The sequence below is a fragment of the Eubacterium sp. BL-380-WT-2B genome (assembly GCF_009696115.1).
In the GTDB taxonomy this organism is placed as follows: domain Bacteria; phylum Bacillota; class Clostridia; order Eubacteriales; family Eubacteriaceae; genus Eubacterium; species Eubacterium callanderi.
Window position 1 is genome coordinate 188,309 of sequence record NZ_VUMP01000009.1, and the last position, 25,166, is coordinate 213,474.

Sequence of the window (25,166 nt, forward strand, 5' to 3'; positions counted from 1 at the left end):
TCTCATTATTATACCAATCTGACTGCGATTTGTAAAACCAATGATTTTGTAAAGCTTCGGTTAAATTCCGTTAACTCTTTGTTAAGTCTATTGAATTGTGGGATTTTTAGATTTAAAATACGCCTAGGCTTTTGAAAGAACACTTTTATCCAATAAGCCATTTGTTTTAACCAAAATGTTAAGGAGTATAACACTATGTTAAGTTTAAGAAATGTAAAGAAGGCCTATGACGGCACAGAAATCCTGAAAGGCATCACACTCGATATCGGAAAAGGCGAAATTGTTTCCATTCTCGGCCCATCCGGCGGCGGTAAAACCACCCTCCTCAACCTGATTCTCGGTATCACCGACATTGATGAGGGACAGCTTTTGTACGATGGTGAGGACATCACCCATGTACCCATGGAACAGCGTGATTTCAACATTGTTTTTCAGGACTATGCCCTGTTCCCCAACCTGAATGCCTACAATAATATCGTATACGGACTCAAAAACAAGCCGGGTATTTCCACCCAGGAGGAGGTTGACGAGCTCATCGACCTTCTGGATCTCAGACCGCATCTGGACAAACCCATTGACCAGCTCTCCGGCGGGCAAAAACAGCGTGTGGCCCTGGCCCGCACCCTGGTCATGAAGCCAAAGGTGTTATTACTGGACGAGCCGCTGAGCGCGCTGGACGGGGTTATCAAGGAATCCATCAAGGAGCGGATCAAAACAGTTGCCAAGGAATTTGATCTGACGACCATTATTGTAACACATGACCCTGAAGAAGCCCTTACCTTATCGGACCGGGTGCTCATTTTAAATGGCGGCAAAATTTCACAATACGCCGAGCCGCAGGAAATCATCACGAAGCCCGGCAACAGCTTTGTTCAGGAGTTTATTCTCAACCAGCTCATGATCAAGCGCAACAATATCTTCTCACTGTTCGGAGAATGCTATGCCCAGTAATTCTGCCACTGAAAAAACGCGGCCGAGGCTGCGCAGCCGGGCTGTTACGGGTACCCCGCTGGAGCTGAGGGTTGTTTTCTGGATCATTATCGCCATCTTCGCGGTGTTCCTTGTCGCTCCACTGGTACTGCTGCTCATCAAGTCTTTCAATGTGGACGGCAGCTTCAGCCTGGCAAGCTACGCCGCTGTACTGAGCAGCGCAGGCTTTCTGAACGCTCTGGCGGGCAGCTTTATCATCGCCGGGGCCAGCGCGCTCGTCACCACGGTTATCGCGTTCATGCTGGCCTACACAGTCAACAGCACCAATGTACCCGGCTGGTACAAGAGCGCCGTTTCCAGTGTCGCAGTGCTGCCCATGCTCCTGCCCACCATTACCTATGGCTTCGCCATCATCTATTCCTTTGGCCGCCAGGGCCTGATCACCCGGCTGCTGGGCTTTCAGCCCTTTGAGATTTACGGGTTTAACGGACTGCTGCTGGGTTATGTAATCTACACGGTTCCCATTGCCTTTATGCTCATTAACAATACCTATAAGTACATTGACAAGAAGTTCTCTGTGGTATCCCGTGTGCTTGGTGACAACAGCTTTAAAACCTTTTTCACCACAACCTTTAAGCCACTGATCGCCACCCTGGGAGCTTCTTTTATTCAGGCCTTTTTCCTGAGCTTCACCGACTTTGGGATTCCGGCATCGGTCGGCGGTGAGTACAAGGTGGTTGCCACTACGCTGTACAATCAGATGCTAGGCTCTATCCCCAATTTCAGCAAGGGGGCCGTAGTCGCCATGATGATGCTGATTCCATCGGTTTTCAGCATTTTGATCCTGCGCTACCTGGAAAAATACAATTTTCGCTATAACAAGATCTCCCAGATCGAGCTCACAAAAAACAAAGGACGCGACGGCCTTTTCATCGTTCTGTCCGCATTGATAATGCTTGGTATTTTGTCCATCTTCGCGGTTATTTTTATCGTTCCCTTTGTGCAGAGCTGGCCCTATGAGCTTGGCTTCTCGCTTGACAACATCAAGGAAACCCTGTTTGGCGGCCAGCTGACCGATGTCTACCTCAATTCCATTCTGGTAGCGGTGCTCACAGCGGTTTTAGGGACGGCCATCGCCTATCTGAGCGCGCTGGTCACCGCCCGCAGTAAAATGGGCAGGCCCTCCAAAGCCGCCATTGACGGCCTGGTACAGACCACCAACACCGTACCGGGCATGGTGCTTGGCATCGCCTTTCTCCTGGCTTTTTCCGGCACCAGCCTCCAGTGTACCTTTATTATACTGATCATCTGTAACATTATCCATTATTTCTCAACCCCCTACCTGATGATCAAAAACTCACTATCAAAGATGAACGCCTCCTGGGAAACGACCGGTATGCTCATGGGCGACAGCTGGACCAAAACCATTTTTAGAGTCGTTATCCCTAACTCCTGGTCCACAATTTTGGAGATGTTCAGCTATTACTTCATCAACGCCATGGTGACCATCTCCGCTGTCATTTTTATTGTCGGCGCGCGTACCATGGTCGTTACCACCAAAATTAAACAACTTCAGCACTTCGGCGATTTTGAACAGATTTTTGTCTTATCCCTGCTCATTCTTGCCACCAACCTGGCTGTTAAGCTGATTCTAAAAGCCTTGTCGAAAAAAACAGAAAGGAAGCCCGCCTGATGAATAAACTCACAAAAGTCCTGGCCGCCGGACTGCTCATTGCCGTCACAGCCCTCACCGCTGCGGGGTGCGGTAATGCCAGCGCGGACAACAGCGTCGTTATCTACTCCAATGCAGATGACGAAGCCCTGACCGCCATGGAAAATGCTCTGAATGCCGGCGGCTACGAAGGCCAGTATATTATCCAAAGCTTTGCCACCTCCGAGCTGGGCGGCCGGATGATGGCGGAAGGCTCTAAAATCGAAGCCGACCTGGTGACCATGAGCACATACTATCTGGACACTGCCCAAAAAGAATCCGGAATGTTCTCTGACCTGAGCTTTGACCATGCCACCCTGAGCGGTGACTGCCCGTCCTATTCTTCCCCCATCACAGCCCAGGAAGGCGCTGTCATGGTCAACACTGAAGTGATGCGGGAACAGGGCCTGTCTGCACCGGCCTCCATCAAGGATCTGGCTGATCCAAAGTACGCAGGCCAGGTATCCATTCCGGATATTGAAGGTTCCTCCACTGGCTGGATTCTGGTACAGGCTGTCATCGACGCTTACGGCGAGACAGAAGGCGCTGAGATCATGACAGGGATCATCCGAAATGCCGGGCCGCACATGGAAAGCTCCGGCTCCGGCCCCTTTAAAAAGGTAAAAGCCGGCGAGGTCGCACTGGCCTTCGGCCTTCGGCATCAGGCCGTCGCGGCCAAAAGCGAAGGTCTTCCCATCGACTACATCGACCCGTCCGAGGGCAGTTATGCTCTCACGGAATCCATCGCCGTTATTAATAAAGGGGATAAAACCAATGCCAAAGCCATGGAAATGGCTGAATGTATTGTAAAAAGCGCCCGGACCGAGCTGCTCAAGACCTATCCGCTGCCCCTGTATCCCGGCGAAACAGCCGACCCTGCCCTGTGCACCAAAAACCCCAAAACATTCCCAGAGCCCCTGACCGTGGATCTTTTACAAAAACACCAGGAGTTTTCAGAGAAATGCAAGCTTAACAAATAATGGAGAATTGAGAATGACGATGAGTCCAAAGTTAGAATAATTTTTCGAACGAACCAAATGCAAAGCTGAGAATTAAAAGAACAAATTTGACTATAAATCAATTTTGCACAGCAAAATTGGCCCTTCACTCTCCATTTTTCATTCTCAATTTTCAATTTAATTTTAATCAAACTGATGTTAAACATCAAATTATGAAGGAGAATAAAACTTAATGAAAAACTATAAACTCTTAACCCCCGGCCCACTGACAACCAGCGATGCGGTAAAGGCAGAAATGCTCTTTGACCACTGTACCTGGGATAATGAATATAAAGCTATCACCCAGAAAATCCGCGCTCAGCTTCTAAAACTGGCCCATGTCAGCGAGGATGCATATACCGCCATCCTCATGCAGGGCAGCGGCACCTTTGGGGTGGAAGCCGTACTTTCAAGCGTGATCGGCGATACAGATAAAGCGCTGTTTATCACAAACGGCGCCTACGGCGAACGCATGCTGGACATCGCGGATTACCACCGTCTGAACTATCTCGCCTGCAGCGAGGAATACAACCTAATCCCCGACGCCGCAAAAGTGCGCGCAATTTTAACAGAAAACCCAGACATCACCCATGTGGCCATGGTGCACTGCGAAACCACCACTGGCATTCTCAACGACATCCATGCCATCGGCGAGCTCTGCGCAGAATTCGGCAAAACCTATATTGTTGATGCCATGAGCAGCTTTGGCGGCATTGATATCCCGTTAGAGCATGACCACATCGACTTTATGATCAGCAGCGCCAACAAATGTATCCAGGGTGTACCGGGCTTTTCCTTTATCCTGGCCCGCAAAGCCGCCCTCGAGGCCTCAAAGGGCAATGCGCGAAGCCTGTCGCTGGATATTTACGACCAGTGGGAGACCATGAACAAGGATGGAAAATGGCGCTTTACTTCCCCGACTCATACGGTTCTGGCCTTTTCCAAAGCCTTGGATGAGCTGGAAGAACGCGGTGGAGTCGAAGCCCGTTATCAGCGCTACGCCTCCAACAATAAGCTGTTGATTGAAAAAATGGCAGCGCTCGGCATCAACGCTTATATTGATGAAGCCTACCGCTCCCCCATTATCACTACCTTCCTCTATCCCGAGCAGGGCTTTGACTTTACCGATATGTACAACTTTGTCAAAGAACGCGGTTATGCCATCTACCCTGGAAAGCTGACCAAGGTGGACACCTTCCGCATGGGCAACATCGGAGAAATTTATAAAGAAGATGTTGAAAATCTCTACAATATCTTTTATGATTATTTAAAACAGAATGCTTAGGAGGCCATATTGATGAAAAAGATTGAAGCAGTTATTTTTGACTGGGCCGGCACAACGGTCGATTACGGATGCTTTGCTCCGGTACAGGCATTTATGGAGGTTTTTAAAAGCTTCGGCATTGAGCCCACCATGGCGGAGACAAGAAAACCCATGGGGATGCTTAAGCGGGACCATATCCACACCATGATGGATATGCCGCGTATCAACCGTCTTTGGCAGGAAAAATATGGGCGCGGCTACACCGAAGAGGACATTGATGCCCTGTACGCCCAGTTTGAGGAAAAGCTCATGAGCATTCTGGATCAGTTTGCAGACCCCAAGCCCCACGTGCTGGATACCGTTGCGGCCCTGCGTAACATGGGCCTGAAAATCGGCTCAACCACCGGCTACACCGATGAAATGATGGCCATAGTCACCCGTGTCGCTGCCGATAAGGGTTATGCACCGGACTGCTGGTACAGCCCAAACGCTGTGAAAAACTATGGCCGCCCCTACCCCTTTATGCTTTTCAAAAACCTGGAGACTCTGGGCGTTCATTCTGTCCATAATGCTGTAAAAATAGGTGACACGGTCTCCGATATTCTGGAAGGAAAAAACGCCGGCGTTGTCTCCATCGGCGTCGTGCGTGGAAGCTCTGAGATGGGGCTGACCAAGGAAGAATTTAACCATCTCTGTGATGATGACAAAGCCGCTGCCATCAACAAGGTAACCAAAACCTTCAGAAATGCCGGCGCAGACTATGTTATCCAGGATCTGAGCGAGCTGATCCCTCTGATTAAAACGCTCGATGAACAATAAACAAAGACTGGCTTTGCCCAGAACAAAAGCAGGTACGTCGAAACGACGTACCTGCTTTTTCTTTTTTTAGATTACTTCTCTCTTCTAGACCAGCTCAAGACGTTTCATCATCTCTGGCAGCACGCCTTCAAAATCCACACCTTCGCGGCGTTTAGTCTCGCGGGCAACCGTTCTGAGGATGCAGTCTGTGGTCAGATCAACAGCAAACTGTGTGGAATCCAGCAGGGATTTACCGTTCAGCAGAGCTGCCAGGCAGAAGCTTCCGAAAATATCACCCGTCCCGTGGAACTGTCCGGGCACTTTTTCGGAGAAGGCGTACTCTACCTTATCCTCGGCGCGGTCATAGCAGGCGGCGCCCAGCTTTTCATTATCAAAATACACGCCGGTCAGCACAACCTTTTCTGGGCCCATGTCGGACAGGCCGCGCACAAGCTTTTCAATATAATCCCTGGTGTATGGACCGTGTTGATAAGGCTGCTTAAGAAGAAAGCATGCCTCGGTGATGTTTGGCAGCAGCAGGTCTGCCTTTTCACAGAGCTCGCGCATTTTATCCACCATATGGTCGTCAAAAACGCTGTAAAGCTCACCCTCATCAGCCATAACCGGGTCCACATAGACCAGTGTGTTGTCTGAATTAAAGGTATCCATAAAATTGGATACGATGTCCACCTGCTCCGGCGAGCCTAAAAAACCGCTGTAGATTGATGAAAAGTGCAGGTCCAGCGACTTCCAGTGCTCAGTAATGGCCGGGAGGTCTTCGGTGAGGTCGCGGTAGGTAAAGCCCTCAAAGCCGCCGGTATGGGTCGAAAGAACCGCAGTAGGCATACAGACCACCTCAATGCCTGCCGCAGATAAAATGGGCAGCACGACAGTCATGGAGCACTTTCCAAAGCCGGATATATCATGAATCGCGGCCACCCGCTGTAAGGGGCCTTTTGGAATATCGTTTGTATTTTGCATGTTAAATATCTCCTTTTACAATCAAAGATGCTTGGATTCCCTGAAAAAGGGGCTGTTAATTATTGTACCACAATTCTGCCTGTTTAACGCACATAAATCGAATAAAATTCCCTTTTTGGGTAAAAACTATGATAGCGATGATGATGAAAGGAAGTCTGTCATGAGTGAAAAAATAAAACGCCTGAACTTTAAGCATCTGCGGCAAGCGGCCTGGAAAGGAACTAAGAAATCCATACCGGCCACCACCCTCTGTCTGCTGCTCTTTTTTATGAACATGGCTTTATTTGGCTATAAAAATGCTGTCATCGCTGTTCCACTCACCATTATTTTCAACCGACTCAAGGACTTTCCGCCAGACCGCTGGCACCCCTACAGCGTCATGCTCATCAACCTTGTGCTGGCGACCACCGCCCACCTGGCGGATATGAACGTCTGGCTCTGCGTTACCCTGGACTTTGCCGCAACCTATCTCATGGTCTTTCTTCTCACCGACTCCGACACCTCAAAGGCTTACTACAGCTATGGCTTTGGCCTTGTGCTGTACCAGAGCTTCTCCACCACTGTTCCGGAGCTCAGGCTACGCCTGATGGCCATTGTTTTATCCTGTTTTATCGCGACCCTTGGCCTTGTCGTCATGTATTTTCTGAGGCGCAGGCAGACGGGCTTTAAGCTGGATCCGCGTATTTTTAATCCCTTTGTCCACCTCGGCGGTAAAACCCGCGATTTTTTAAAGGGGACTGCCCGTGCCCTTAAAAATCTGACTGCCATGCTGCGCTTTCGTCTCTTTTACAGCTCCAGTGCCAGCCTGCAGGCTGGCACCTTTGATTTCCGTCTCACCCGTTTTGCCATCCGCATCTCTCTGCTGGTGACCTTCAGCTTTTTTCTGGAGCAGGTGTTTAACATTCCAAAGGGCTACTGGCTTCCCCTCAATGTCTTTATCATGACCCTTAATTTCTATGAGGACAGCATGGTCAAAATCAAACAGCGTGTGGGCGGCAATATCGCCGGGGTTTTTATCTCAGCCATTCTGTTCCACTATATCACTGGCTTTACCGGCCACATGATCATTCTCTCCATTGGTACCTTCCTTGGCTACGCGGTGGATAACTATCTTTTCCGCGCCACCTATATGACCTGCTATGCCATTGCGCTCAGCACCCTGTTTATGAAGCAGTCCGAGGTTTTTGAGCTTCGTCTGGCCTACGTTCTTCTGGCCGCTGTCATTGCCATTATTGGAAGCCGGTTCATTTTTGCCAACAAAAAAACAGATTTTCAAACCTGAAAACAGCTTGCGTAAATTTGGACTTTTTGATATAATAACAGCTGTAAAACTTAACAAACGCGTATAATGGTTCAGCGTAAGACAATTTCTCGTCTTACGCTTATTTTTTTGTGTTGGTTTTAATATTTAAGAAGTGAGGAAATAAAAATGGAATTTTACATGAAGCTCCCACGGAGCAAAAAAGAGTTTGTGCTGTTTATTGGGGTAATCTCTATCCTGTCTGTAAACATTATTGCACCGATTATCACTTGTTTTGAGCTTGGCTTTCATTTGGAGGTATGGGCTGATACCCTACGGGTTATCCCATTTATATGGCTCAGCGTTGTCGTCCTGGTGCTGCTGACGTACAGACCTGCAGAATGGATGACCGGGCAGATCGTGGATAAGGATGACAGCTTTAATGCCCACATCGTGGTCAATATTCTGTGCACTGTTTTTTTGATGTCTATCTTCCTGACCGTTATCGGTACCTGGATTGGCAGCCGTCAGGTAAGCCTTGAGCCAATCCGCCTGTTTTTTTACAAATGGCCCCGCAATTTCGCCATCTCTTTTGCTGTGGAGGCGCTCTTCGCACAGCCCATCGCCCGTTTGGTTATGCGGGAGCTGCATGAACACAGGGATAAGCAACCGGATTAATCTCTGAAAACAGATAAGGGGTGTGCTGAGTAAAGCCTTCCCTCAATGCAAAACCTGGAAAAGCAACCGGAAATCCGATTGCTTTTTTATTATTTCTGCTTTTCCTCTATGGCCTTACAGCGCTCCTCAAAGCTCACCTCCCGGTATATCTGATGGAGCATCCAGACATAGCCGAAGGCGTCGGCAAACATGGCGTTTGCGGCCCCCATCTCAGGCATCTCAGTAACGGGCTGGATCTCAGCACAGCCAGCTGCCATGGCCTTATCGTAGACCGCCTGAATGTCTGGCACCAGCACATTATACCAGACAGACTGGGGCTGGCCGGGCTTTGGCGCGATTAGCTGGTACTCAGGGTTTTCGTCCAGCATGTGGAAACGGGTATCGTAGATGGTAAAGACTGCTTCATTGGTACCTTTCGGGTAATCGGTCACCTCTATACGCTTAACCTCAAATATTTTTTCATAAAGCTCCAGGGCTTTCAGGCTGTCGGTCACAACCATATCAATTTCTACGCCTGTCATTGTTTTTTCTCCTTTGCATTTGATTGAATTTATGGTATAAAATACCCAAAATAGCCTTATGAAATCGCTTTAGACTTTTCGGCTTCTCTGTGCTATAATAAAAAACATAAAGGAAAGATGAAAAGGAAGGGATTCTCTGATGAAATTTTTTGAAAAGAAAGGCTACTGTTCCTTCGTGATGCTTCTATATCTCGTGGGAATGCTGTGCTTTACAATGTCTCTGTTTATGAGCCGCCTTCTGCCCGATTTCTGGCTTGGCTTTGCCGAAGGCATTGCAATTGTCGGTATTGTAATGGGCATGATCCACATTGTTTTTTGTTTTGTCAGGGGGCGAAACCCCTTTACCGGTAAGCCCATCTAACCGGTGTGCCCGATTTTTATAAAAAACTGTCCATCGGCTGGGCAGTTTTTTTATTCCTGGCCCGCTGTTTTAAGCTTCTGTCCGCACTCACTGCATTCTGCGTCGTGTAATGAAATGATCCCGCCGCAGGCCGGACAGGTGAAAAGCTGCTTCTGCTGTGCCATAAAAGCCTCTGTCCCTGATTCCTTAACCCGGCGGCTGTTTTCCATCAGGCTGGTGTTATAGCGGATGTTGTAGCTTTTTTCCAGGGATTTTACAGGCTTGCAGGGATACGCTACGCACTCAAAACAATATTGGACACCCTTTTCCAGAGCGCATGCCTTAATCCTGCACTTCCTGCAGTGCTCTGGCTTTCCTTTGTCACTGTTCAGGCAGCCCGCACAGGGCTTTTTATGGTAACAGTGCTTATAACAGACCATGCAGTTCATTCCACAGGGGGCGAACATGGCGGTATCAATGGTATCTGGCATTTTCATAGGTACTGCTCCTTTCGGCTTTAATCCTTTTTTCTGCTTACCTGCATTATAACATCCGCTGGCAGTAATGGAAACAGCGGGATTCTTTTATATTCTGCCCTACACTTAATACAATCGCAAAAAATTCCAAAAGGTTCCCGAAATTTTCAAAAAACTTAAACGTTCCGTGTTTTCGTCCATTCTGGTTACCAGGAGCCTTGCCATACACCGGCCTCCCCACCGCTAATGACATCACAGGCTTTATTTACGCGCCCGGGCAGACTCCATAGCTGTTCTGACCTGTGGATAACCTGCGACTCATGAATAATAAAAGATTAATATATAATATTATTAATATATTACTAATGGCGGACACGGGTGTCAGTGATTCCGCCGCCACTTTTGCTTTTTTGGCAAAATAGCAGACATATATGTCTTTTGACCCTTTTTCTCCGCTGCTTATTCACAAGTTATCCATAGATCCACTTGGAGGTACGCCGTTTCGACGTACCCCCATTGCCTTTTAAAAAACTTTGGCTGAAGAAAACCGTCAGCTTTTTGGGGCTTTTACTTGAAAACCATCTCACCCTCTGATATAGTTAAGGCATAAAAACCACTCTTTTTATGCAAGGGAGAAAAATAATGAAATTTAATCGAGTATGGGCCGTATATTTCAGCGCTACCGGCACCACCCAAAAGCTGGTAACAGCGGTTGCGGATAACCTGTCACAAAAATTTGGGGTCCCCTGTGAAAGCTTTGACTTTACACTGCCCGAGGAGCGAAAAGCGCCAAAACGCTTTGAAGCTGACGATCTGGTGGTGTTCGGCACACCGGTCTACGCAGGGCGTGTGCCCAATGTACTGCTGAAATACCTGATGACCCTGGAGGGAGGCGGCGCCGCGGCTGTTCCGCTGGTACTCTATGGCAACAGAGACTATGACGATGCCCTGATCGAGCTTCGGGATGTCCTTGAAAAAACCGGTTTTCACACGCTTACAGCAGGGGCCTTTATCGGTGAGCACTCTTTTTCTGATGTACTGGCAGCCGGACGCCCGGACGGGCAGGATATGGAAAAAGCCCGGGTATTTGCCGAATTAACCTATGAGAAAGCCGCTGCCATCACCAATATCCAGGATGCCTCACCTGTGGCCGTCAAAGGCACACCAGCCCCATACCGTGGCTATTATCAGCCGAGGGACCGCAAAGGCACACCCGTAGACATCCGCAAGGTAAAACCGCTTACAGGCGATACATGCACCGATTGTAAGCTCTGCTCTGCGGTTTGTCCCATGGGCTCCATCAGCCACGATGATGTACGGATTTACACAGGCATTTGTATAAAATGCGGCGCCTGTATAAAAAAATGTCCGGTCCACGCGCGTTACTATGATGACGCAGGTTATCTTTACCACAAGCACGAGCTTGAGGAGGGATTAAAGCGCCGGGCAGAGCCGGAATGGTTTCTTTAGACTAAAGAAGGTCATGGTGTCCTGTTGGGAGCGCCATGGCCTTTTAAATTCTGTCAAAGTGCTTCAAGCTCCTCCATAAGCGCACGCCGTTTGGCGTAGCGGAGGCGCCAGTCCGCGGTCAGGACCCGTACCTTTTCCGGCCCGCCGGGATAGTCCTGCATTTTTCTCAGATAATCCACAATCTGCTGATATTTTCTGCGGTTCGCCGCCTTTTTGACCATGGCCTTCAAAAGCTCGGCGTAGAGCTCCAGAGTGGCTTCTGGACATCCGGCCTTCAGTGTTTTCTCGTAGTAATCCAGATCAAAAAGGTCCCCCTGTGTGCGGATGCTTTCCAGAAGGCGTTCACACAGCCCCTCTTCCTCATACAGATCACGCAGATTATGGTCGTAATCCACGCCTTTAAGTATTTCCTCTCGAAGCTCGTGCCATTCCACCTCGCCGCAGAGTGCCTTCAGCTTTTTGAAATCCTCCAGATTAACAAAATCCTCGCCCACCAGCATTTCCGCCAGAATCTTTTTCAGGGCTTCGGGCCTGCTCAGCTTTTCATACAGCCAAACCAGCACACGCTGGTATTCATCAATTTTGTCAGGGTCGTCCCGGTCCATCTCCATACTCTCATTGATCATCCCAATGGCGGCGTCCATCTCGCCATACTTGATCTTCAGGGAGATGGCCGTATTCCGTATTCCGGAAAAACGCCAGTATTTTTTCTGATAGGCCTCGATGGCTTCCCTTGGCAGCTCCATCCTTTCCATCAGCTGTACCCGGCAGACAACATAGGTTTCAAGCCAGTAATCAAGCCGCTCCTGTGTGGCGCTCCGGATGAGCCAGTCCACGGTCTTCATGCTCTCGGCAAGCAGCGCCGGCTTCCAGTTCCATTTCATAAAGACATCAAAGACATAGTCCTCAAGATAGTCAAGCATTTCGCCGCCAAGACGATTCATAAACCAATGGTGCATCCTCCGCTCCTCGGCCTCATCATTGATGTGAGGCAGTATTTTCATCCATCCCTCTGCGCAGTCCTGGGCAACAAAATCAATATCTCCGTCGGAGTCATCAATCTCTATCTGGCAGAGCTTGGTGTAAACCATGGCAGTAAAATCAAAGTCCTTTACATCCCAGTATGGGATAAACTGCTCCAGTCCCAGATACTTCTTGCAGAGGGTGTTTAGAGAGCGTTCCAGAGGGCGAAGCTCCTCAATGCTCTCTCCCTTAAAAAAGCGGAGCCAGAGGCGGTTTGCAAGGTTTCTGTCCGCGCATGCCAGCTCGTAGATAAAATCTCTGAGCTCATTTTCTCTCGCCCCTTGTACAAGGGCGTACAGCTCAGTGTTTTCAAACTGCCACGGGTCCCTGAACGTCTCCGCCACACTTTCTGTCAGGGCAAAAAGCGCTGCCGCCATATGTTTGCAGTGAGCGCCCTCTGACGCATAGGTACAATCGCAGTGCATGGCAGCGACCTCGCCAAATTCTGTTTCGATCATCACCCGGTAGTCCTTTGTATCGCGCACCACTGCCTCATAGCCGTTATCACAGCGCACTGCCTCCAGAACCTGGTCGTTTGTAAAAAGCTCATACCCATTATCTAAAATATCTTTTGTAAAAGAATCTTCCCATTTTTTCATTTTTATCTCTCCCTTTTTCTATAGGGCTATTTTATCTCAGCCTGTACTACTTTACAATTACTAATTGATTTTCTTCAAATGCAGCGCTTTATTTTTGAAGCTAAAATGCATAAAAATCATATTTTTTTATGCGGAAAAATATTTTCGAAAAAAAAGTTAAAAATTTTTAAAATTAGTGTTGACAAAGCAGACAAAAAAAGTTATTATATACAAGCACTCAGGAAATGAGTCGCCGCTCAGAAAAAAAGGGCGCTGTGCGAGAGTGTTGGAATTGGCAGACAAGCACGTTTCAGAGGCGTGTGTGCTACGCACGTACGGGTTCGACTCCCGTTTCTCGCACCATTTAATTGGTGACAAGGCAGATGTTAAAATAACATCTGCTTTTTTATTTTTTGCCACCCCAAACGCCTCTCTAGCCATCGCCTTTCCTTATCACCAGATTTTTCTATACAAAAAAAGGAGAATTTTTCATTCTCCATTACTTAAAGTCTTTTCCCAGCGCTTCACTGAGCAGCCCGCAAAAATCTTCCCAGCTTTCCGGATATGCCGCAGTGCCCACCAGCCTCTTTTCACAATCCTCAAAAACCAGGGTCATCTCCCAGATTGGGCCATCCAGACAGCTCAGATCATAATATTTTTTCTTCCACTGCAGTACACCAGCTTCCGCCATCCCTTTTTTCAAGGCGTCCAGCGCCTCGGTATCCAGTGTTTTTAAATACTTGGGGGGTTGATAAAAAAGCGCACTGGCAGACCAGCAGGCCTTACCCGTTTCAAAATCAATACAGGCCGCATAGCCGTCCCCCACATAGCCGTCGGTGGTCACCTTGAGCTGCCGGATATCATCATAATTTTCCATAAAATCGTCGCCTCCCGTCTTAAGAAGTGATTATATCAAAAAAGTTGCTCTTTACCAAGACAGTTTTTTTCGTTAAAATGGACACTAGAATGAACCAAAGGATAAATCAAACATGAAAAAACGTGATCTGATCATCATTGCCGGGGTTGTGGCCGTTGCCCTCATCGCCTTCGGCGTCTTCCACCTCATGAACAGCCAAAGCTCCGGCCTTATGCTGCGGGTCAGCCAGAATGGTGAGGTTATCCGCACGCTGCCGCTTAGTCAGGACCATACCGAAACCATCACCAGCGACCTCGGCAGCAACACCATTGCCATTAAAGACCGCAGCGCCCGGGTCGAAAGCGCAGACTGCGATAACCAGGTGTGCGTGCACAGCCCGGCGATCCAGTCCCCTGGAGAAACCATTGCCTGCCTGCCCCACCGGCTGATCCTTGAAATCATACAGGAGCCTTAAAATGGAAAACAAAACGCGCCGCCTGGTCATCATTGCTCTGTACACCGCACTGGCTTTAATTCTCAGCTATCTGGAATCCCTGGTGCCCATCCCCGTGCCTGTGCCCGGGGCCAAGGTAGGCCTGCCAAACATCGTGACCCTTATCTCACTGCTGACTCTGGGCACTCCCCTGACCCTGCTCATCGTCACCGCGCGGATCTTTTTATCCGGCTTTTTATTTGGGAGTATGAGCGCAATTCTCTACTCCCTGGCCGGAGGGCTCTTGAGCCTTGGGGTGATGGCTCTGCTTTTAAAGGCCGCCAGAGAAAAGCTGTCCCTCATCACCATCAGCCTGCTCGGGGCAGTGTCCCACAACCTGGGCCAGCTGGCCGCAGCGGCCGCTGTAGTGCAAAATATGAACCTGTTCTGGTCTTATCTGCCCTTTCTCATGCTGCTCGCTATCCCGACAGGGATCGTGGTGGGTGTGGCGGCGAACCTTTTGTACCAGCAGCTTCAGAAAATTAATCTATTTAAATAAAGAGGACAAACGAAATGGAATCCATCAATATCTTAATCGTCGAGGACGATGTCAACATCAGTAACATGCTTGTGGATCTGCTGACACACAGCGGCTATACGGCAGATACCGCCTATTCTGGTACCGAGGCCTTATTCTGCCTTGAAAAGAAAAGCTATGCTTTAATCCTTCTGGATTTAATGCTTCCGGGTATGAGCGGCGAGGAAGTGCTGAAAAGCCTGCGCCAGACCTCGGACACCCTGGTCATCGCCGTGTCCGCAAAGGATGATTCTCCCACAAAGATCAGCCTGCTCAAAAACGGCGCAGATGACTACATTACCAAGCCCTTTAACAACGAAGAGCTTCTGGCCCGTATCGAGGCTCTTTTGCGCCGTAATTCGGGAAATACAGGCCTTTCAGGCAAAACGCTGACCTATAAAGGGCTCACCCTCAACCCCTCTACCTACGAGGTCTGCCTGAAGGGGCAGCCCCTGTCATTGACCAAGCGTGAATACAAAATTCTGGAGCTTCTGATGCAAAACCCACAGCGTGTTTTTTCCAAAAATGTCATCTACGAGACTGTCTGGGAGGATTTGTTTCTGGGCGAGGACAACGCCATCAATGTGCACATCAGCAACCTGCGCCAGAAGCTGGCTAAAATCGACCCCGATGAAGCCTATATCCAAACAGTCTGGGGCATTGGCTTTAAAATGAAATAGCGTCAATCTTTATCTTTTCTTTAGGATTGGCTTACAGAATTTAAAAAACAGCGTGTTAAAATAAAATTGAAAGCCACCTGAATAAAAACAGAAAAGGATCAAAAATCATGTCCACTATCCTGAAAACCCATAACCTTACAAAGATCTTCCCGCCTGCGGGATTTACCCGGTATAAAAAGCGAAAAAGCGAAGGCCGCCATGCCGTCGATCATGTGAATATGACCATCCGGAAGGGCGATATCTACGGCCTGATCGGGCGTAATGGCGCGGGAAAAACCACCCTCATGCGCCTGATCGCAGGCCTCATGCCCCCGACTGAGGGCACCATGACCCTCTTTGACAGCACAGAGCTGGAACAGCACCGCAAGCGGACAGGCTGTATCATTGAGGCACCCGGGCTTTACGGCAATATGAGCGCTCCGGATAACCTGGAGGCCCACAGACGTCTGCTTGGCATCACCAGCAGCACCGCTGTTGCCGATTCCCTCGAAGCTGTTGGCCTGAGCAGCACTGACCGCAAAAAAGTTAAGCACTTCTCTCTGGGGATGCGCCAGCGACTCGGCATTGCCATGGCCCTTCTGGGCAGCCCGGACTTTCTTATTCTGGATGAGCCCACCAATGGCCTCGACCCAAGGGGAATCGCGGAAATCCGCGCTGTCCTGACACGGCTCAGTCAGGAGCGGGGTGTGACCGTTCTTATTTCAAGCCATATCCTCGGTGAGCTGTCAAAGCTGGCTACCTGTTATGGCATCATGCGCGGGGGCATGCTTATTGACGAATTTAACCGGGATGAGCTGGAAACACGCTGTCAGCGGTGCCTGAAACTGGTTGTAGACCAGCCTAAAAAAGCCGCGATGCTGATCGAAACCCTTTTGGACACGGACAATTATGATATTCTGCCGGAAAACACCATCCGTCTTTTTGACTATGTGAACCAGAGCGGTCTTGTCAACCGGGAGCTTAACCAAAACGGTATCCTTGTCGAGTCTATCACGCCGGTCGGGCAGGATATCGAGGCTTATTTTATGTCCATGATGGGAGGTGAAGACCATGCTTAACCTGCTGCGCTCTGATTTTTTCAAGCTTTTTAAGGCAAAATCCTTCAGGGTCTGTATGATCCTCTGTGTGGCACTTATGGCCTTTGTCGCTGTTGGACAGCTCTATTCCGCTGATCTTTTTTCAAACATGTCCCCTGCCGCCCTTCAGGAATCTGAGAACCGCACTGAAGAGAACAACAGCTTTGGCATTCGCTTTGGATTGTCGAACAGCTCGAAAAATCTGGCTGAAACGATTGAAGCCATGCAAAATTACAATGCCAATTCCTTCATCGAAACCGCTCTTTCCGGCAGTGTAACCACGGTTTTGATGGCGGTTTTCATCTCCCTGTACATCGGCGCGGATTTCAGGGATGGAACGCTCCGCAACACTGTGTCGAAGGGCTTTAAAAGACGCGATATTTATCTTTCAAAGCTCATCACCGTCATGGCCGCAACCCTCTTTCTCGTTGTACTGGCCATACTCAGCGCTGTCCTGTTCAGTGGCCTGTGCTGGGGCTTTGGCTCCCTGGATTCACAGACCGTCAGTCTGCTAGCCTACCGGCTCTCTTTACAGACCCTGCTACACCTCGGTCTGGCCTCCTTCTTTGTCATGACCGCTGTACTTATCAAGCAGACCGGCCCCACCGTAGCCGTCAACATCTGTCTGCTTATTTTTGTCACTGCCTTTTTATCTGTCGGCAGCGCTTTCCATGCCACAGGCTTTAACCCGCTCACCATCTGGATCGCCGAAGCGCTTTCCAGCCTTGAATTTGACACAGTCAGCGGCTTGGTCGTACTTCAAGCACTGGCGCTTATGGTGGTTTATATTTTATTGCCTACACTGGCAGGCATTGCCGTTTTTAAAAAACGGGACATTATGTGAGGTTTCTATGGAAGTATCACTCATTATACTCTGCATTATCCTCGGGGCAGCCGCCCTCTTTTCTATCATTCACAGCCTGCTTTTGAAAAAGCAGATCCGGGATATCATACGGCAAAATCATTTTATACAAAATGAGGATACCAACCTTCCCATCACTGCCGCCATGCCCGATAAGGAGGTGGAGGCTCTGATTGAAAGCATCAATGCCCTGCTGGAGACCCACCGCCAGTTTGAAATCCGCATGACTCAGGCAAACCGCAGCTTTAAAAACAGCATCACAAGCATTTCACACGACCTGCGCACCCCGCTCACTTCTGCCTCAGGCTATATCCAGATGCTCCAGGATTTTGATCTGCCTGAGGAAACCCGAGCCGAGTACCTGGAAATTGTTAAACAGCGGATTCAGGCAGTGCGAAAGCTTCTAGACCAGCTTTTTGAATTTGCACGCATCGAGGCGGATGAGCTGGTTCTTGCTGAGGAAGCAGTCAACCTCGGCAATGTGCTGCGCGATACGCTGGCTTTGTTTTACAATGATTTCTGCAGCCAGGACAGTGAACCGGAAATCCAGATTCCTGATGATCCCTTTGTCGTCACCGGTGATACCGACGCCTTCAAACGGATTTTCAGCAATATTTTAAGCAATGCCCTGACCCACGGCGAAGGACATTTTTCCATAAAAGCCGTATTAACAGACGGCGCCGTAAACATTACCTTTGAGAACAGAACGCACAGCATTACCCCCGACGATCTTCCCTGTATTTTTGACCGCTTCTACACCACCGATGTTTCCAGAAGCCGTAAGACCACCGGCCTGGGCCTTTCCATCGCCAAACGCCTTGCCACCCGTATGGGCGGCAGCATCAGTGCGTCGCTTGACAATGATGTGTTCGGCATACATTTGCAGTTTTCTTTGAAATAAATAAAAAACCGCACGAACGCCGTAAATAAAAATATTCGTGCGGTTTTATTCAATTAGAAATAATATAACTGTTTATTTTTGAATCAGAAATTCCCTGAAATAGTTTTTAAATGAACGGTGGTTCACAATCCATTTTTCAAACCACTTAAAAAAATAATGTGTAAGAAGAAAATCTGCCGTCAGCATAAAAAGAAATACAAACAGATTCCATACCGGCAAAGCCGGAAAATAAACAATTGCCAGCGCTTCGTTAAAAAACATTAATATATTCCAAAAAATCAACAGCCAAAGCGTCCACATCACGCCTCTGTATAAAAAATACAACGCCTGTTTTTTCAGGTATCGTTTGTCCTTCATTTCAAACCTCTTTTTCAAAGCCTTTCAGCCATCTTTCCGCTCTTTTGACATCAAAACACTTTCTCCGCTTTTCCATACGCTTAAAGGCAAAGTCCATTTCTCTCAGAACTTTGCTTTTATCCAGTGTGATTTTTTCTGAAAAAGCGTTGAGCATTATGACTGCGCCCTTTATCCTTTGGGTGGTAAAGGCTGGACTGTAGGCTGCATAATAAGACAACAGGTTACCCATATCCGTCTCTTTTTGTCCGATTGGAAGCGTCTCAAAATCAATGCCGGTTATGCCTGAAACACCGACAATAAAATTTCTGAAGTTGACATCGCCACGGATATGTCCGGGCACCGCCTGGTAAAACTGATTAAACCAGTCTGCCAACTCTGCGCACAGGCCGTACAAGCCTTCCGCGCTGTTTTTTTCCTCCAGCTCAAGCACTCTGTCAAGCAGCAAGGGGCCGGGACAGTACTGCAGATACAGCACATTTTCCCGCAAATCGAGAACTTCCGGCACCGGCACCCCTCTTAACTGGAGAAGCGTGAGGACATTCCACTCATGCTGTGCTGCTTCGGCGTCGCTAAAAACTTTTTTGATCTGCCCTTTTTCCAGACTCACAGTATTCCGCCGGCTCTCAAAGATTTTGTTTTTTTCCGATGCTGATCTCAATGACAGCCCCTTCCTCATAGCCCTTCAGCTCTCCCACAATGCCGGTCACTGCGCTCCTGATAATATCCTGGACAAAGGGAACCATCTCTAGGGGCTGTCCATTGATCTTCACATCCACTTCGGGCCGGGTTCTTACCACACAGTCCTTTTCCCGGGCCTCGCCCTTTAAAATCGCAGGGCCAAGCCCAGCACAGCCATAGCCGCAGGCGTCACAGCAGTTTTCATCAAACTCCGGAAGGATATGGTAGGTTTTTAACTCAATCCGATCGACCAGGGCTTCCGCCTGAGTTCTGGCATCAAAGACAGGCAGGCCTCTGTAAGTGTCCAAATCTCCGGCAATCCTTCCTGCACAGCAGATAACATAATCGCTCCACCGATTGTCAAGCTCAGGTGTTTCGTGAGCTGTCAGAATCATCGGCACTCCGGCGTCGGCAACGCCCTCAAGCACCACATAATCAAAATCATAAAAGGCCAGAATATCCCGAATCGGCAGTTTTTCCTGAAATAAAATATCTGTTTCATATTTCCCCCTGGCAGTCACCAGCTGGGAACCTGCCCGCCTGTGACGATCCGTATTGCTGCCCTCTGTATCCATTTTAAACTGGTCATAATGAATTTCCTTGACAGACCCCACACTGTAGCCGCGTCGCCTCAATTCTTCTATAATATGCTCAGCGGTCGTTGTCTTGCCGCTGTCTGAAATACCGCAGATAGATATTACTTTCATCTTTTTTCCTCCCAATCATTCCCGGACAGCTACTTCATCAAGGTAGCGGCACCAGCGCTGGCTGGTGGTATCCTTTAGCATAAGCATCATACAGTAAGGCCTTCCATCCTCCAGCGTCAAAGCTTCTCCTCCCTCGCTCACCGCGATAAAGCACTGTTCTGTGTCCATTGCTTCCTCACCGACGAGGGCAATGCTGAAGCCGTCAAGGGCTTTAAAAACACAAACACTTTCCTCTGATAGGGGCTGTCCTGCGTATTCTGCCAGTCTTTTAAATGGAATGCCGGCATACTGCCGGTTTTCCGGAGCCTGCCGGCTCTTTTTAAAGCTCGCGCAAACCGTTGTCAGGCCTGCGCGGCACACATCCTCTGTCTTTATCTTCATTCTGTAGTATCCTTTTTAATGTAAATATAGGGAACCAGCATATCCTCTGCACAGAATATGCCATGGCTTCCCCTGCTGTCATAGCCTGTCTCCTCATGAAGCCCATGGTCGGCGGTGACAATAATGCTGCCATTCCACTCCTCTGCCAGACGGCTGACCATGGTGTCATTTTTTAAGACCCGTTCCATGGTCTCGCTGGCGTAGGGGCCATAGGTGGTGGCGTCATCGTCGATCCCGTGAAAATGAATAAAAAGGAGGTCGGGATGCTTTTCTGCCGCCTTGAGCGCAGACTCAAAAACAGCTTTATCTGTTGTGGTGCCGCCCCTGCTGGGATTGAGCACTGGCTCCTCTGAGGTGTTGATCAGCTTGCTGTAGCCCTCGATGTAGGCGCACTCCTTCCCCATGGCCATACAGCGTTCAAAGACATCGGGCATTAAAAGGGTACGGCCATTCCGATTATGGATACCATTGACATCCGGCGTTGTTCCTGTAAGCATAGCCGCCAGTCCAGAGTGGGATACCGGCCGAAATACTGTCATGGCAGGCCGCATGGGGTGCGATGACAGGAAGGGCAGCTTGCCTGAGGACAACGCCTTCCTGTAAATATTTAACCCAAAGCCGTCCAGCTCGATAATCATGATTTTTTCATGATTTTTCAGACATTCAAGGGCGTCCCAGGCTGTACTCATGACAGTGGTTTCCGGTTCGTTCACGAAAAGGCCGGCCATCTCAAAAAGACTGCCGTCTAAACGCCGTCCAAAAACTGTATTTCCCCGAAGCTCAATGGGATTACTGCCAATATTAAACATCCCGCCGTCCTTTCCAACCGCATGGCTCCGGCCTTCTTCACCAGTGAAAGCGCCGTCTGTCAAAGTGGTCCCCGGGACCACTGCGCAGAGTCCGCCTGTTTCATCCCACTGTGGATAAAACAGAAGGGTACCGGCCTTTTGATAAAGGGCTCCTGGTGTGTAAAGCTCTGAGGCTTCTCCGTCAATGACACCAAAGGGCTCAATCTGAGAGGCTGGCTCCAGACGCATAACCAGCTTTTTACCAGACGAAAAGTCAGAACGATCCGAGGCCTTAGGCCGTTCCCTGCCAGAATCCAGCCTGAGGATATTTTTGTAGACTTTTCCGTTTATTTCACAGGATGCCGCCCCGTCTTTCTCCTGGTAAAACCGCGCCTCAAGCACGTCCTGACGTTCGATTTCAACTGAAGTGCTGTCTGGGCCAGTGAGCTTTAAACAGTCTGTCTCTGGCAGTATATCTTTCAGAAAGTCTTTCCCCAGCAGCTCTGAACACTCGCTTTTTTCAAACGCCATCTTCAGGCTGACAGACACTTCTTTGCCAATGTGCAGGGTCTGTATGCCCTTCATCCGCATACCGGCTGGTAAATCAGGCGCTGTAAACTGAACGGCGTTTTTTCCCGTCAGCTTTAAAAACCCCTTACTAAAGACGGAATACTGCTCCCGCTTGACCAGTCCGTCGATCATTTCTGCCTTGATAAATTCTGGCTTCTCCTCAAAATAACCATCGAGGAAATCAGACGCTTTAACAGCCTCAGCCTCCTCATCATAGGCTGCGTAGGGTTCCTTTTTCATGGCCCTCACGGCCGTATCAAAGAACAGAACCGACTCCACGGGTACTGCCACAGCCCGGGGCAGCAGGGTCAGGCTCACCACATCACGCACACAGTACATAGCCCTTTCCCTGCGGACATATACCCGCAGGGAAAGCCGCCGGTCATCGGCCTCAAAGACCAGCATCACATCTTTCTGCCAAAGCATATCCTCTGAAATTTCAATGGCATAGCCATCTGAGGCACGGGCAACCGCACTTCCAAAATCTGATGGTTCCAGATCAAAGTGTTCTAAAACTGCTCTCAGGGTTGTTTTCTTCAGCTTCACTGGTCCTCCTCCTTTTTATTTTTCCTGCTTTTTAATATACCAGCACTTCATGGCCTGTCCCGGTCACGGCAACGGTAACCTCCCATTGGGCCGAGGGCTTGCCGTCATCGGTGTAAATGGTCCATCCATTTTCATCATCCTGGTATATTTCATCAGTTCCCATATTCACCATTGGCTCAATGGTAAAAACCATGCCAGGGACAAGCAGCATTTCTGTGCCGGGCCTGGTTACAAAGCTGACAAAGGGCTCTTCATGGAAATCGAGCCCAATGCCATGTCCGCCGATTTCCTGAACAACGGTGTAGCCATTTTCAAGCGCGTGCTGGTGCACTGCATAACCCACATCGCCCAGAAAATTCCAGGGCTTTACCTGCTCCAGTCCTTTTTCAATGCACTCCCTGGTCACTTCAACCAGCTTTTTCTTCTCGGGGCCTACCTCTCCGATACAAAACATACGGGAGGAGTCTGAGTAATATCCCTGATACTCGGTAGACACATCCACGTTAATGATATCCCCATCCTTAAGCACAATATGCTCTGACGGAATACCATGGCAAACCTCCTCATTGATGGAGGTGCAGACACTCTTGGGAAAACCCTCAAAGCCTAAAGGTGCAGGCCGTCCGCCCATTTTAACAGTCGTGTCATAAACGATCCTGTCAATCTCCTCGGTGGTCATGCCGGCTTTTATCTGGCTGGCCACCTCGTCCAGAACAGCGATATTGATCTTGCCGCTGACCCGGATCCCCTCGATCTGCTCTGGTGTCTTGAGCATCCCCCGTCTGGGCACCATATGCCCCTTAAGGGCAAAGTCCGCTATCCTTTCATCTATTGCCTCGTGGCACTTTTTATATTTCTTACCGCTGCCACACCAGCAGGGATCGTTTCGTCCAATTTTGTTTTCCTGCATACATGCCTCCTGTTTCTGTCATTTCTATATCATTATACCATATTTAAAAATACTTCACGGCTTTTTTACTGTTTCTTTTTCTCCTCAGCCGCCTCACGGTGCATTTGTAAAAATACACGTCCATACATAATAAAGGACAGCAGCAGAAAAAAGCCTGTGACGCCCATCAGCACATTAGCCCAGACCGTGCTGATTTCCGGAAACGCAATGAGAATAAAGGTGAGCACATAGAATACCGCCGTGGATACTTTGCCGTACCACATGGCGCCGCCCAGCTTCTTACCCTTGCGCATGAGGACAAGGTCATTGATTAGCATGAAAAGCTCCTTAATCACAAATAAAATGACCACAAAAATCATACCCTGATAACGGAACATCAGGCTGAAAACAATGGCCGCCTGGGTGAGCTTGTCCGCCACCGGGTCCAGCGCCTTGCCAAGCTCAGTGATCATGTTAAACCGCCTGGCGATCTGGCCGTCCGCAAAGTCTGTCAATCCTGAAATCAGAATAATAAGCGCCGCCAGATAGTAATCCCGGGGTGTCTGGGCATTGATATAAATGCCAATGAACACCGGGATCAGTAAAATGCGGACATAGGATAAAATGTTGGGAATGCTGAAAATTTCTTTTGCTTTCATTTCTTACCTTACTTTTTATATTTAGGTTGTTAAGGGTCCCTATTGCCCCTGGCTTCTCTCATCTTCCAGACAGTGCTTTTCCATCCTTTTACACAGGCCAAGCTCTGCCCCCATCAGAAGCAAAAGTAAACCAAAGGAGAGAATAATACTGCCTGCCCCGGCTTTCCTGACAGGCTCGGTGGTATCCTGTCTGGCTTCTTCCTCCCGGGAGGATGCCGTCTGGGCGGACCGTGCTGTTGAGGCTGTATCTACCTTCACATCTGTTGACTGCTGAACATCAATGACAGTTTCACCAGCGTTCTTTTCGGTGTAGTCCGCCCCATTTCCAATGGTGTCGGCGCCGTCACCACCGTGGGCATTTATATTCTCAGAGGTGGTATCAAGGCTCCCGGCCAGGCCGTAATGTCCCCCGCCGATACCGGCAGCGTACTTCCCTCCCCGGGCAGTTACCATTCCGCCGGAAATCCGGATCACACCGCCGTCTCCTTTGTAGCCGCCGCCAATGCCAGCGCCTTCCTCTCCGCCTGCGGCAGTAATGGTCCCACTGTCAATGGTGATGTTTCCCCCTGTTCCGTACCAGTGTGTGATGTTCTGGGCACCGCCAATGCCGGCAGAGCCTCTGCCACCAATGGCGGTCAGAGCGCCTGTTCCGGTTATTCGGACTTCTCCGGCCTTTCCGCCAAGATTTTGAGCCTGCAGACCAGCATAATAATCCGCACTGGTCAGCCGGTTATCGGTTCCGTCCATCAGCTCAATGACGACCGAAGCATTTTCTAAAATAGAAAAGGCACACAGATCATTTTTACTGGTATCAATCTGAAGATTATCAAGCTTGAGCTTGACAGGGTTGCCAGTGCCGACACCGTAACGGACGGTGATACCGTACTGGTCGCTGGTTCCGGTCAGCCGGAGGCCTCGGTCATTGGAAAAGGTATAGGTATTTCCGGCCTGTGTCGCTTTTCCCACCTCCGAAATGGAGATATTGCCATTTTCAATATTCAGAGTATCTGTGGGCTGTTCTTCCGCCATGGCCATCTGTGAAAATAAAACAGGCGATATAAGCAGAAATACGCCCAAAAGAAACATTGTTTTTTTTACTTTTAACCGCATAAGACATGCCACGCCCCGGATCATCAGTCCGGGGCACCTTTCTTTCAATCATTTTGCCATATAGTAGCATTTTCAGCTTAAATTTAAA

The 25,166-nt window shown here is 49.1% G+C and carries 27 protein-coding genes and 1 tRNA gene; 16 read left to right on the forward strand and 12 right to left on the reverse strand.

The window, feature by feature from the left end:
- Positions 1-195: 195 nt before the first annotated feature.
- The 5 genes from FYJ53_RS18255 (at position 196) to phnX (ending at position 5,722) form a co-directional block, all read left to right on the forward strand.
- Entirely contained in the window at positions 196-951 is a 756-nt protein-coding gene (locus FYJ53_RS18255) for an ABC transporter ATP-binding protein (RefSeq protein ID WP_013380627.1), read from the forward strand.
- Entirely contained in the window at positions 941-2,623 is a 1,683-nt protein-coding gene (locus FYJ53_RS18260; RefSeq protein WP_227930304.1) for an ABC transporter permease subunit, read from the forward strand. Before FYJ53_RS18255 ends, FYJ53_RS18260 begins: the two co-directional genes overlap by 11 nt.
- A complete protein-coding gene (locus FYJ53_RS18265; protein WP_148430450.1) occupies positions 2,623-3,621 on the forward strand; it encodes an extracellular solute-binding protein in 999 nt (332 codons plus the stop codon). Before FYJ53_RS18260 ends, FYJ53_RS18265 begins: the two co-directional genes overlap by 1 nt.
- A gap of 211 nt (positions 3,622-3,832) precedes the next feature.
- Complete coding sequence (gene phnW, locus FYJ53_RS18270) at positions 3,833-4,924, forward strand: 2-aminoethylphosphonate--pyruvate transaminase (RefSeq protein ID WP_154557587.1); 1,092 nt, start codon at positions 3,833-3,835, stop codon at positions 4,922-4,924.
- 12 nt (positions 4,925-4,936) lie between these two features.
- Positions 4,937-5,722 (forward strand): phosphonoacetaldehyde hydrolase, encoded by a 786-nt coding sequence (phnX, locus tag FYJ53_RS18275; RefSeq protein ID WP_154557588.1) that lies wholly within the window; start codon positions 4,937-4,939, stop codon positions 5,720-5,722.
- Positions 5,723-5,806: 84 nt separating this feature from the next.
- Here the strand turns inward: phnX and FYJ53_RS18280 are convergent, their stop codons facing one another.
- Positions 5,807-6,682 (reverse strand): pyridoxamine kinase, encoded by an 876-nt coding sequence (locus FYJ53_RS18280; protein ID WP_090412558.1) that lies wholly within the window; start codon positions 6,680-6,682, stop codon positions 5,807-5,809.
- A 160-nt stretch (positions 6,683-6,842) separates the two neighbouring features.
- Between FYJ53_RS18280 and FYJ53_RS18285 the strand changes: the two genes are divergently transcribed.
- Together FYJ53_RS18285 and FYJ53_RS18290 are read left to right on the forward strand one after the other, a co-directional pair.
- A complete protein-coding gene (locus FYJ53_RS18285; RefSeq protein WP_195840273.1) occupies positions 6,843-7,964 on the forward strand; it encodes an FUSC family protein in 1,122 nt (373 codons plus the stop codon).
- Positions 7,965-8,111: 147 nt separating this feature from the next.
- Positions 8,112-8,600 carry a hypothetical protein gene (locus FYJ53_RS18290; protein WP_148430445.1) on the forward strand — a complete coding sequence of 163 codons (489 nt, stop codon included), beginning with the start codon at positions 8,112-8,114 and terminating at the stop codon, positions 8,598-8,600.
- Positions 8,601-8,689: 89 nt separating this feature from the next.
- Here the strand turns inward: FYJ53_RS18290 and FYJ53_RS18295 are convergent, their stop codons facing one another.
- Positions 8,690-9,121 (reverse strand): VOC family protein, encoded by a 432-nt coding sequence (locus FYJ53_RS18295; protein ID WP_154557590.1) that lies wholly within the window; start codon positions 9,119-9,121, stop codon positions 8,690-8,692.
- A 139-nt stretch (positions 9,122-9,260) separates the two neighbouring features.
- Here FYJ53_RS18295 and FYJ53_RS18300 point away from each other — a divergent pair, with 139 nt between their 5' ends.
- Positions 9,261-9,482: a hypothetical protein gene (locus FYJ53_RS18300; protein WP_090412567.1), complete on the forward strand. Its 222-nt coding sequence runs from the start codon at positions 9,261-9,263 to the stop codon at positions 9,480-9,482.
- Positions 9,483-9,532: 50 nt separating this feature from the next.
- Here the strand turns inward: FYJ53_RS18300 and FYJ53_RS18305 are convergent, their stop codons facing one another.
- Positions 9,533-9,958: a DUF3795 domain-containing protein gene (locus FYJ53_RS18305; protein ID WP_148430443.1), complete on the reverse strand. Its 426-nt coding sequence runs from the start codon at positions 9,956-9,958 to the stop codon at positions 9,533-9,535.
- 621 nt (positions 9,959-10,579) lie between these two features.
- Here FYJ53_RS18305 and FYJ53_RS18310 point away from each other — a divergent pair.
- Positions 10,580-11,407, forward strand: a complete 828-nt coding sequence (locus FYJ53_RS18310; RefSeq protein ID WP_148430441.1) for an EFR1 family ferrodoxin — start codon at positions 10,580-10,582, stop codon at positions 11,405-11,407.
- 53 nt (positions 11,408-11,460) lie between these two features.
- Here the strand turns inward: FYJ53_RS18310 and FYJ53_RS18315 are convergent, their stop codons facing one another.
- Positions 11,461-13,029, reverse strand: coding sequence for an SWIM zinc finger domain-containing protein (locus FYJ53_RS18315; protein ID WP_154557591.1), 1,569 nt, complete (start codon positions 13,027-13,029; stop codon positions 11,461-11,463).
- 256 nt (positions 13,030-13,285) lie between these two features.
- Here FYJ53_RS18315 and FYJ53_RS18320 point away from each other — a divergent pair.
- Positions 13,286-13,371: transfer RNA gene (locus tag FYJ53_RS18320), tRNA-Leu, on the forward strand.
- 136 nt (positions 13,372-13,507) lie between these two features.
- Here the strand turns inward: FYJ53_RS18320 and FYJ53_RS18325 are convergent.
- On the reverse strand, positions 13,508-13,885 hold the full coding sequence (locus FYJ53_RS18325; RefSeq protein ID WP_090412577.1) for a hypothetical protein: 378 nt from the start codon (positions 13,883-13,885) through the stop codon (positions 13,508-13,510).
- Between the two features lie 112 nt (positions 13,886-13,997).
- Here FYJ53_RS18325 and FYJ53_RS18330 point away from each other — a divergent pair, with 112 nt between their 5' ends.
- The 6 genes from FYJ53_RS18330 to FYJ53_RS18355 all read left to right on the forward strand — a co-directional run bounded on the left by FYJ53_RS18330 (position 13,998) and on the right by FYJ53_RS18355 (position 18,393).
- A complete protein-coding gene (locus tag FYJ53_RS18330) occupies positions 13,998-14,339 on the forward strand; it encodes a NusG domain II-containing protein (protein ID WP_090412579.1) in 342 nt (113 codons plus the stop codon).
- A gap of 1 nt (position 14,340) precedes the next feature.
- Positions 14,341-14,856, forward strand: coding sequence for a Gx transporter family protein (locus tag FYJ53_RS18335; RefSeq protein WP_154557592.1), 516 nt, complete (start codon positions 14,341-14,343; stop codon positions 14,854-14,856).
- A 14-nt stretch (positions 14,857-14,870) separates the two neighbouring features.
- The gene (locus FYJ53_RS18340; protein WP_090412583.1) at positions 14,871-15,554 is read left to right on the forward strand and encodes a response regulator transcription factor; all 684 of its coding nucleotides are present in this window, start codon (positions 14,871-14,873) and stop codon (positions 15,552-15,554) included.
- Positions 15,555-15,661: 107 nt separating this feature from the next.
- Positions 15,662-16,612, forward strand: coding sequence for an ATP-binding cassette domain-containing protein (locus FYJ53_RS18345; RefSeq protein WP_148430433.1), 951 nt, complete (start codon positions 15,662-15,664; stop codon positions 16,610-16,612).
- Positions 16,605-17,474, forward strand: coding sequence for an ABC transporter permease subunit (locus FYJ53_RS18350; protein WP_148430431.1), 870 nt, complete (start codon positions 16,605-16,607; stop codon positions 17,472-17,474). The genes FYJ53_RS18345 and FYJ53_RS18350 overlap by 8 nt, the downstream gene beginning before the upstream one ends.
- A gap of 7 nt (positions 17,475-17,481) precedes the next feature.
- Complete coding sequence (locus tag FYJ53_RS18355; protein WP_148430430.1) at positions 17,482-18,393, forward strand: sensor histidine kinase KdpD; 912 nt, start codon at positions 17,482-17,484, stop codon at positions 18,391-18,393.
- Between the two features lie 358 nt (positions 18,394-18,751).
- Here FYJ53_RS18355 and FYJ53_RS18360 read toward each other — a convergent pair whose 3' ends face one another.
- From FYJ53_RS18360 to FYJ53_RS18390, 7 genes are all read right to left on the reverse strand, one after another.
- On the reverse strand, positions 18,752-19,408 hold the full coding sequence (locus FYJ53_RS18360) for an RIO1 family regulatory kinase/ATPase (protein ID WP_195840274.1): 657 nt from the start codon (positions 19,406-19,408) through the stop codon (positions 18,752-18,754).
- A complete protein-coding gene (locus tag FYJ53_RS18365) occupies positions 19,374-20,135 on the reverse strand; it encodes a molybdopterin-guanine dinucleotide biosynthesis protein MobB (protein ID WP_090412592.1) in 762 nt (253 codons plus the stop codon). Before FYJ53_RS18365 ends, FYJ53_RS18360 begins: the two co-directional genes overlap by 35 nt.
- Positions 20,136-20,150: 15 nt before the next feature.
- Complete coding sequence (locus FYJ53_RS18370; RefSeq protein ID WP_013380656.1) at positions 20,151-20,516, reverse strand: hypothetical protein; 366 nt, start codon at positions 20,514-20,516, stop codon at positions 20,151-20,153.
- On the reverse strand, positions 20,513-22,420 hold the full coding sequence (locus tag FYJ53_RS18375; protein ID WP_154557594.1) for an alkaline phosphatase family protein: 1,908 nt from the start codon (positions 22,418-22,420) through the stop codon (positions 20,513-20,515). Before FYJ53_RS18375 ends, FYJ53_RS18370 begins: the two co-directional genes overlap by 4 nt.
- A gap of 31 nt (positions 22,421-22,451) precedes the next feature.
- Positions 22,452-23,330 carry a methionyl aminopeptidase gene (locus FYJ53_RS18380; protein ID WP_154557595.1) on the reverse strand — a complete coding sequence of 293 codons (879 nt, stop codon included), beginning with the start codon at positions 23,328-23,330 and terminating at the stop codon, positions 22,452-22,454.
- Between the two features lie 65 nt (positions 23,331-23,395).
- Positions 23,396-23,968 carry a CDP-alcohol phosphatidyltransferase family protein gene (locus FYJ53_RS18385; RefSeq protein ID WP_090412598.1) on the reverse strand — a complete coding sequence of 191 codons (573 nt, stop codon included), beginning with the start codon at positions 23,966-23,968 and terminating at the stop codon, positions 23,396-23,398.
- A 39-nt stretch (positions 23,969-24,007) separates the two neighbouring features.
- Positions 24,008-25,078 carry a hypothetical protein gene (locus FYJ53_RS18390; RefSeq protein WP_154557596.1) on the reverse strand — a complete coding sequence of 357 codons (1,071 nt, stop codon included), beginning with the start codon at positions 25,076-25,078 and terminating at the stop codon, positions 24,008-24,010.
- Positions 25,079-25,166 lie beyond the last annotated feature (88 nt).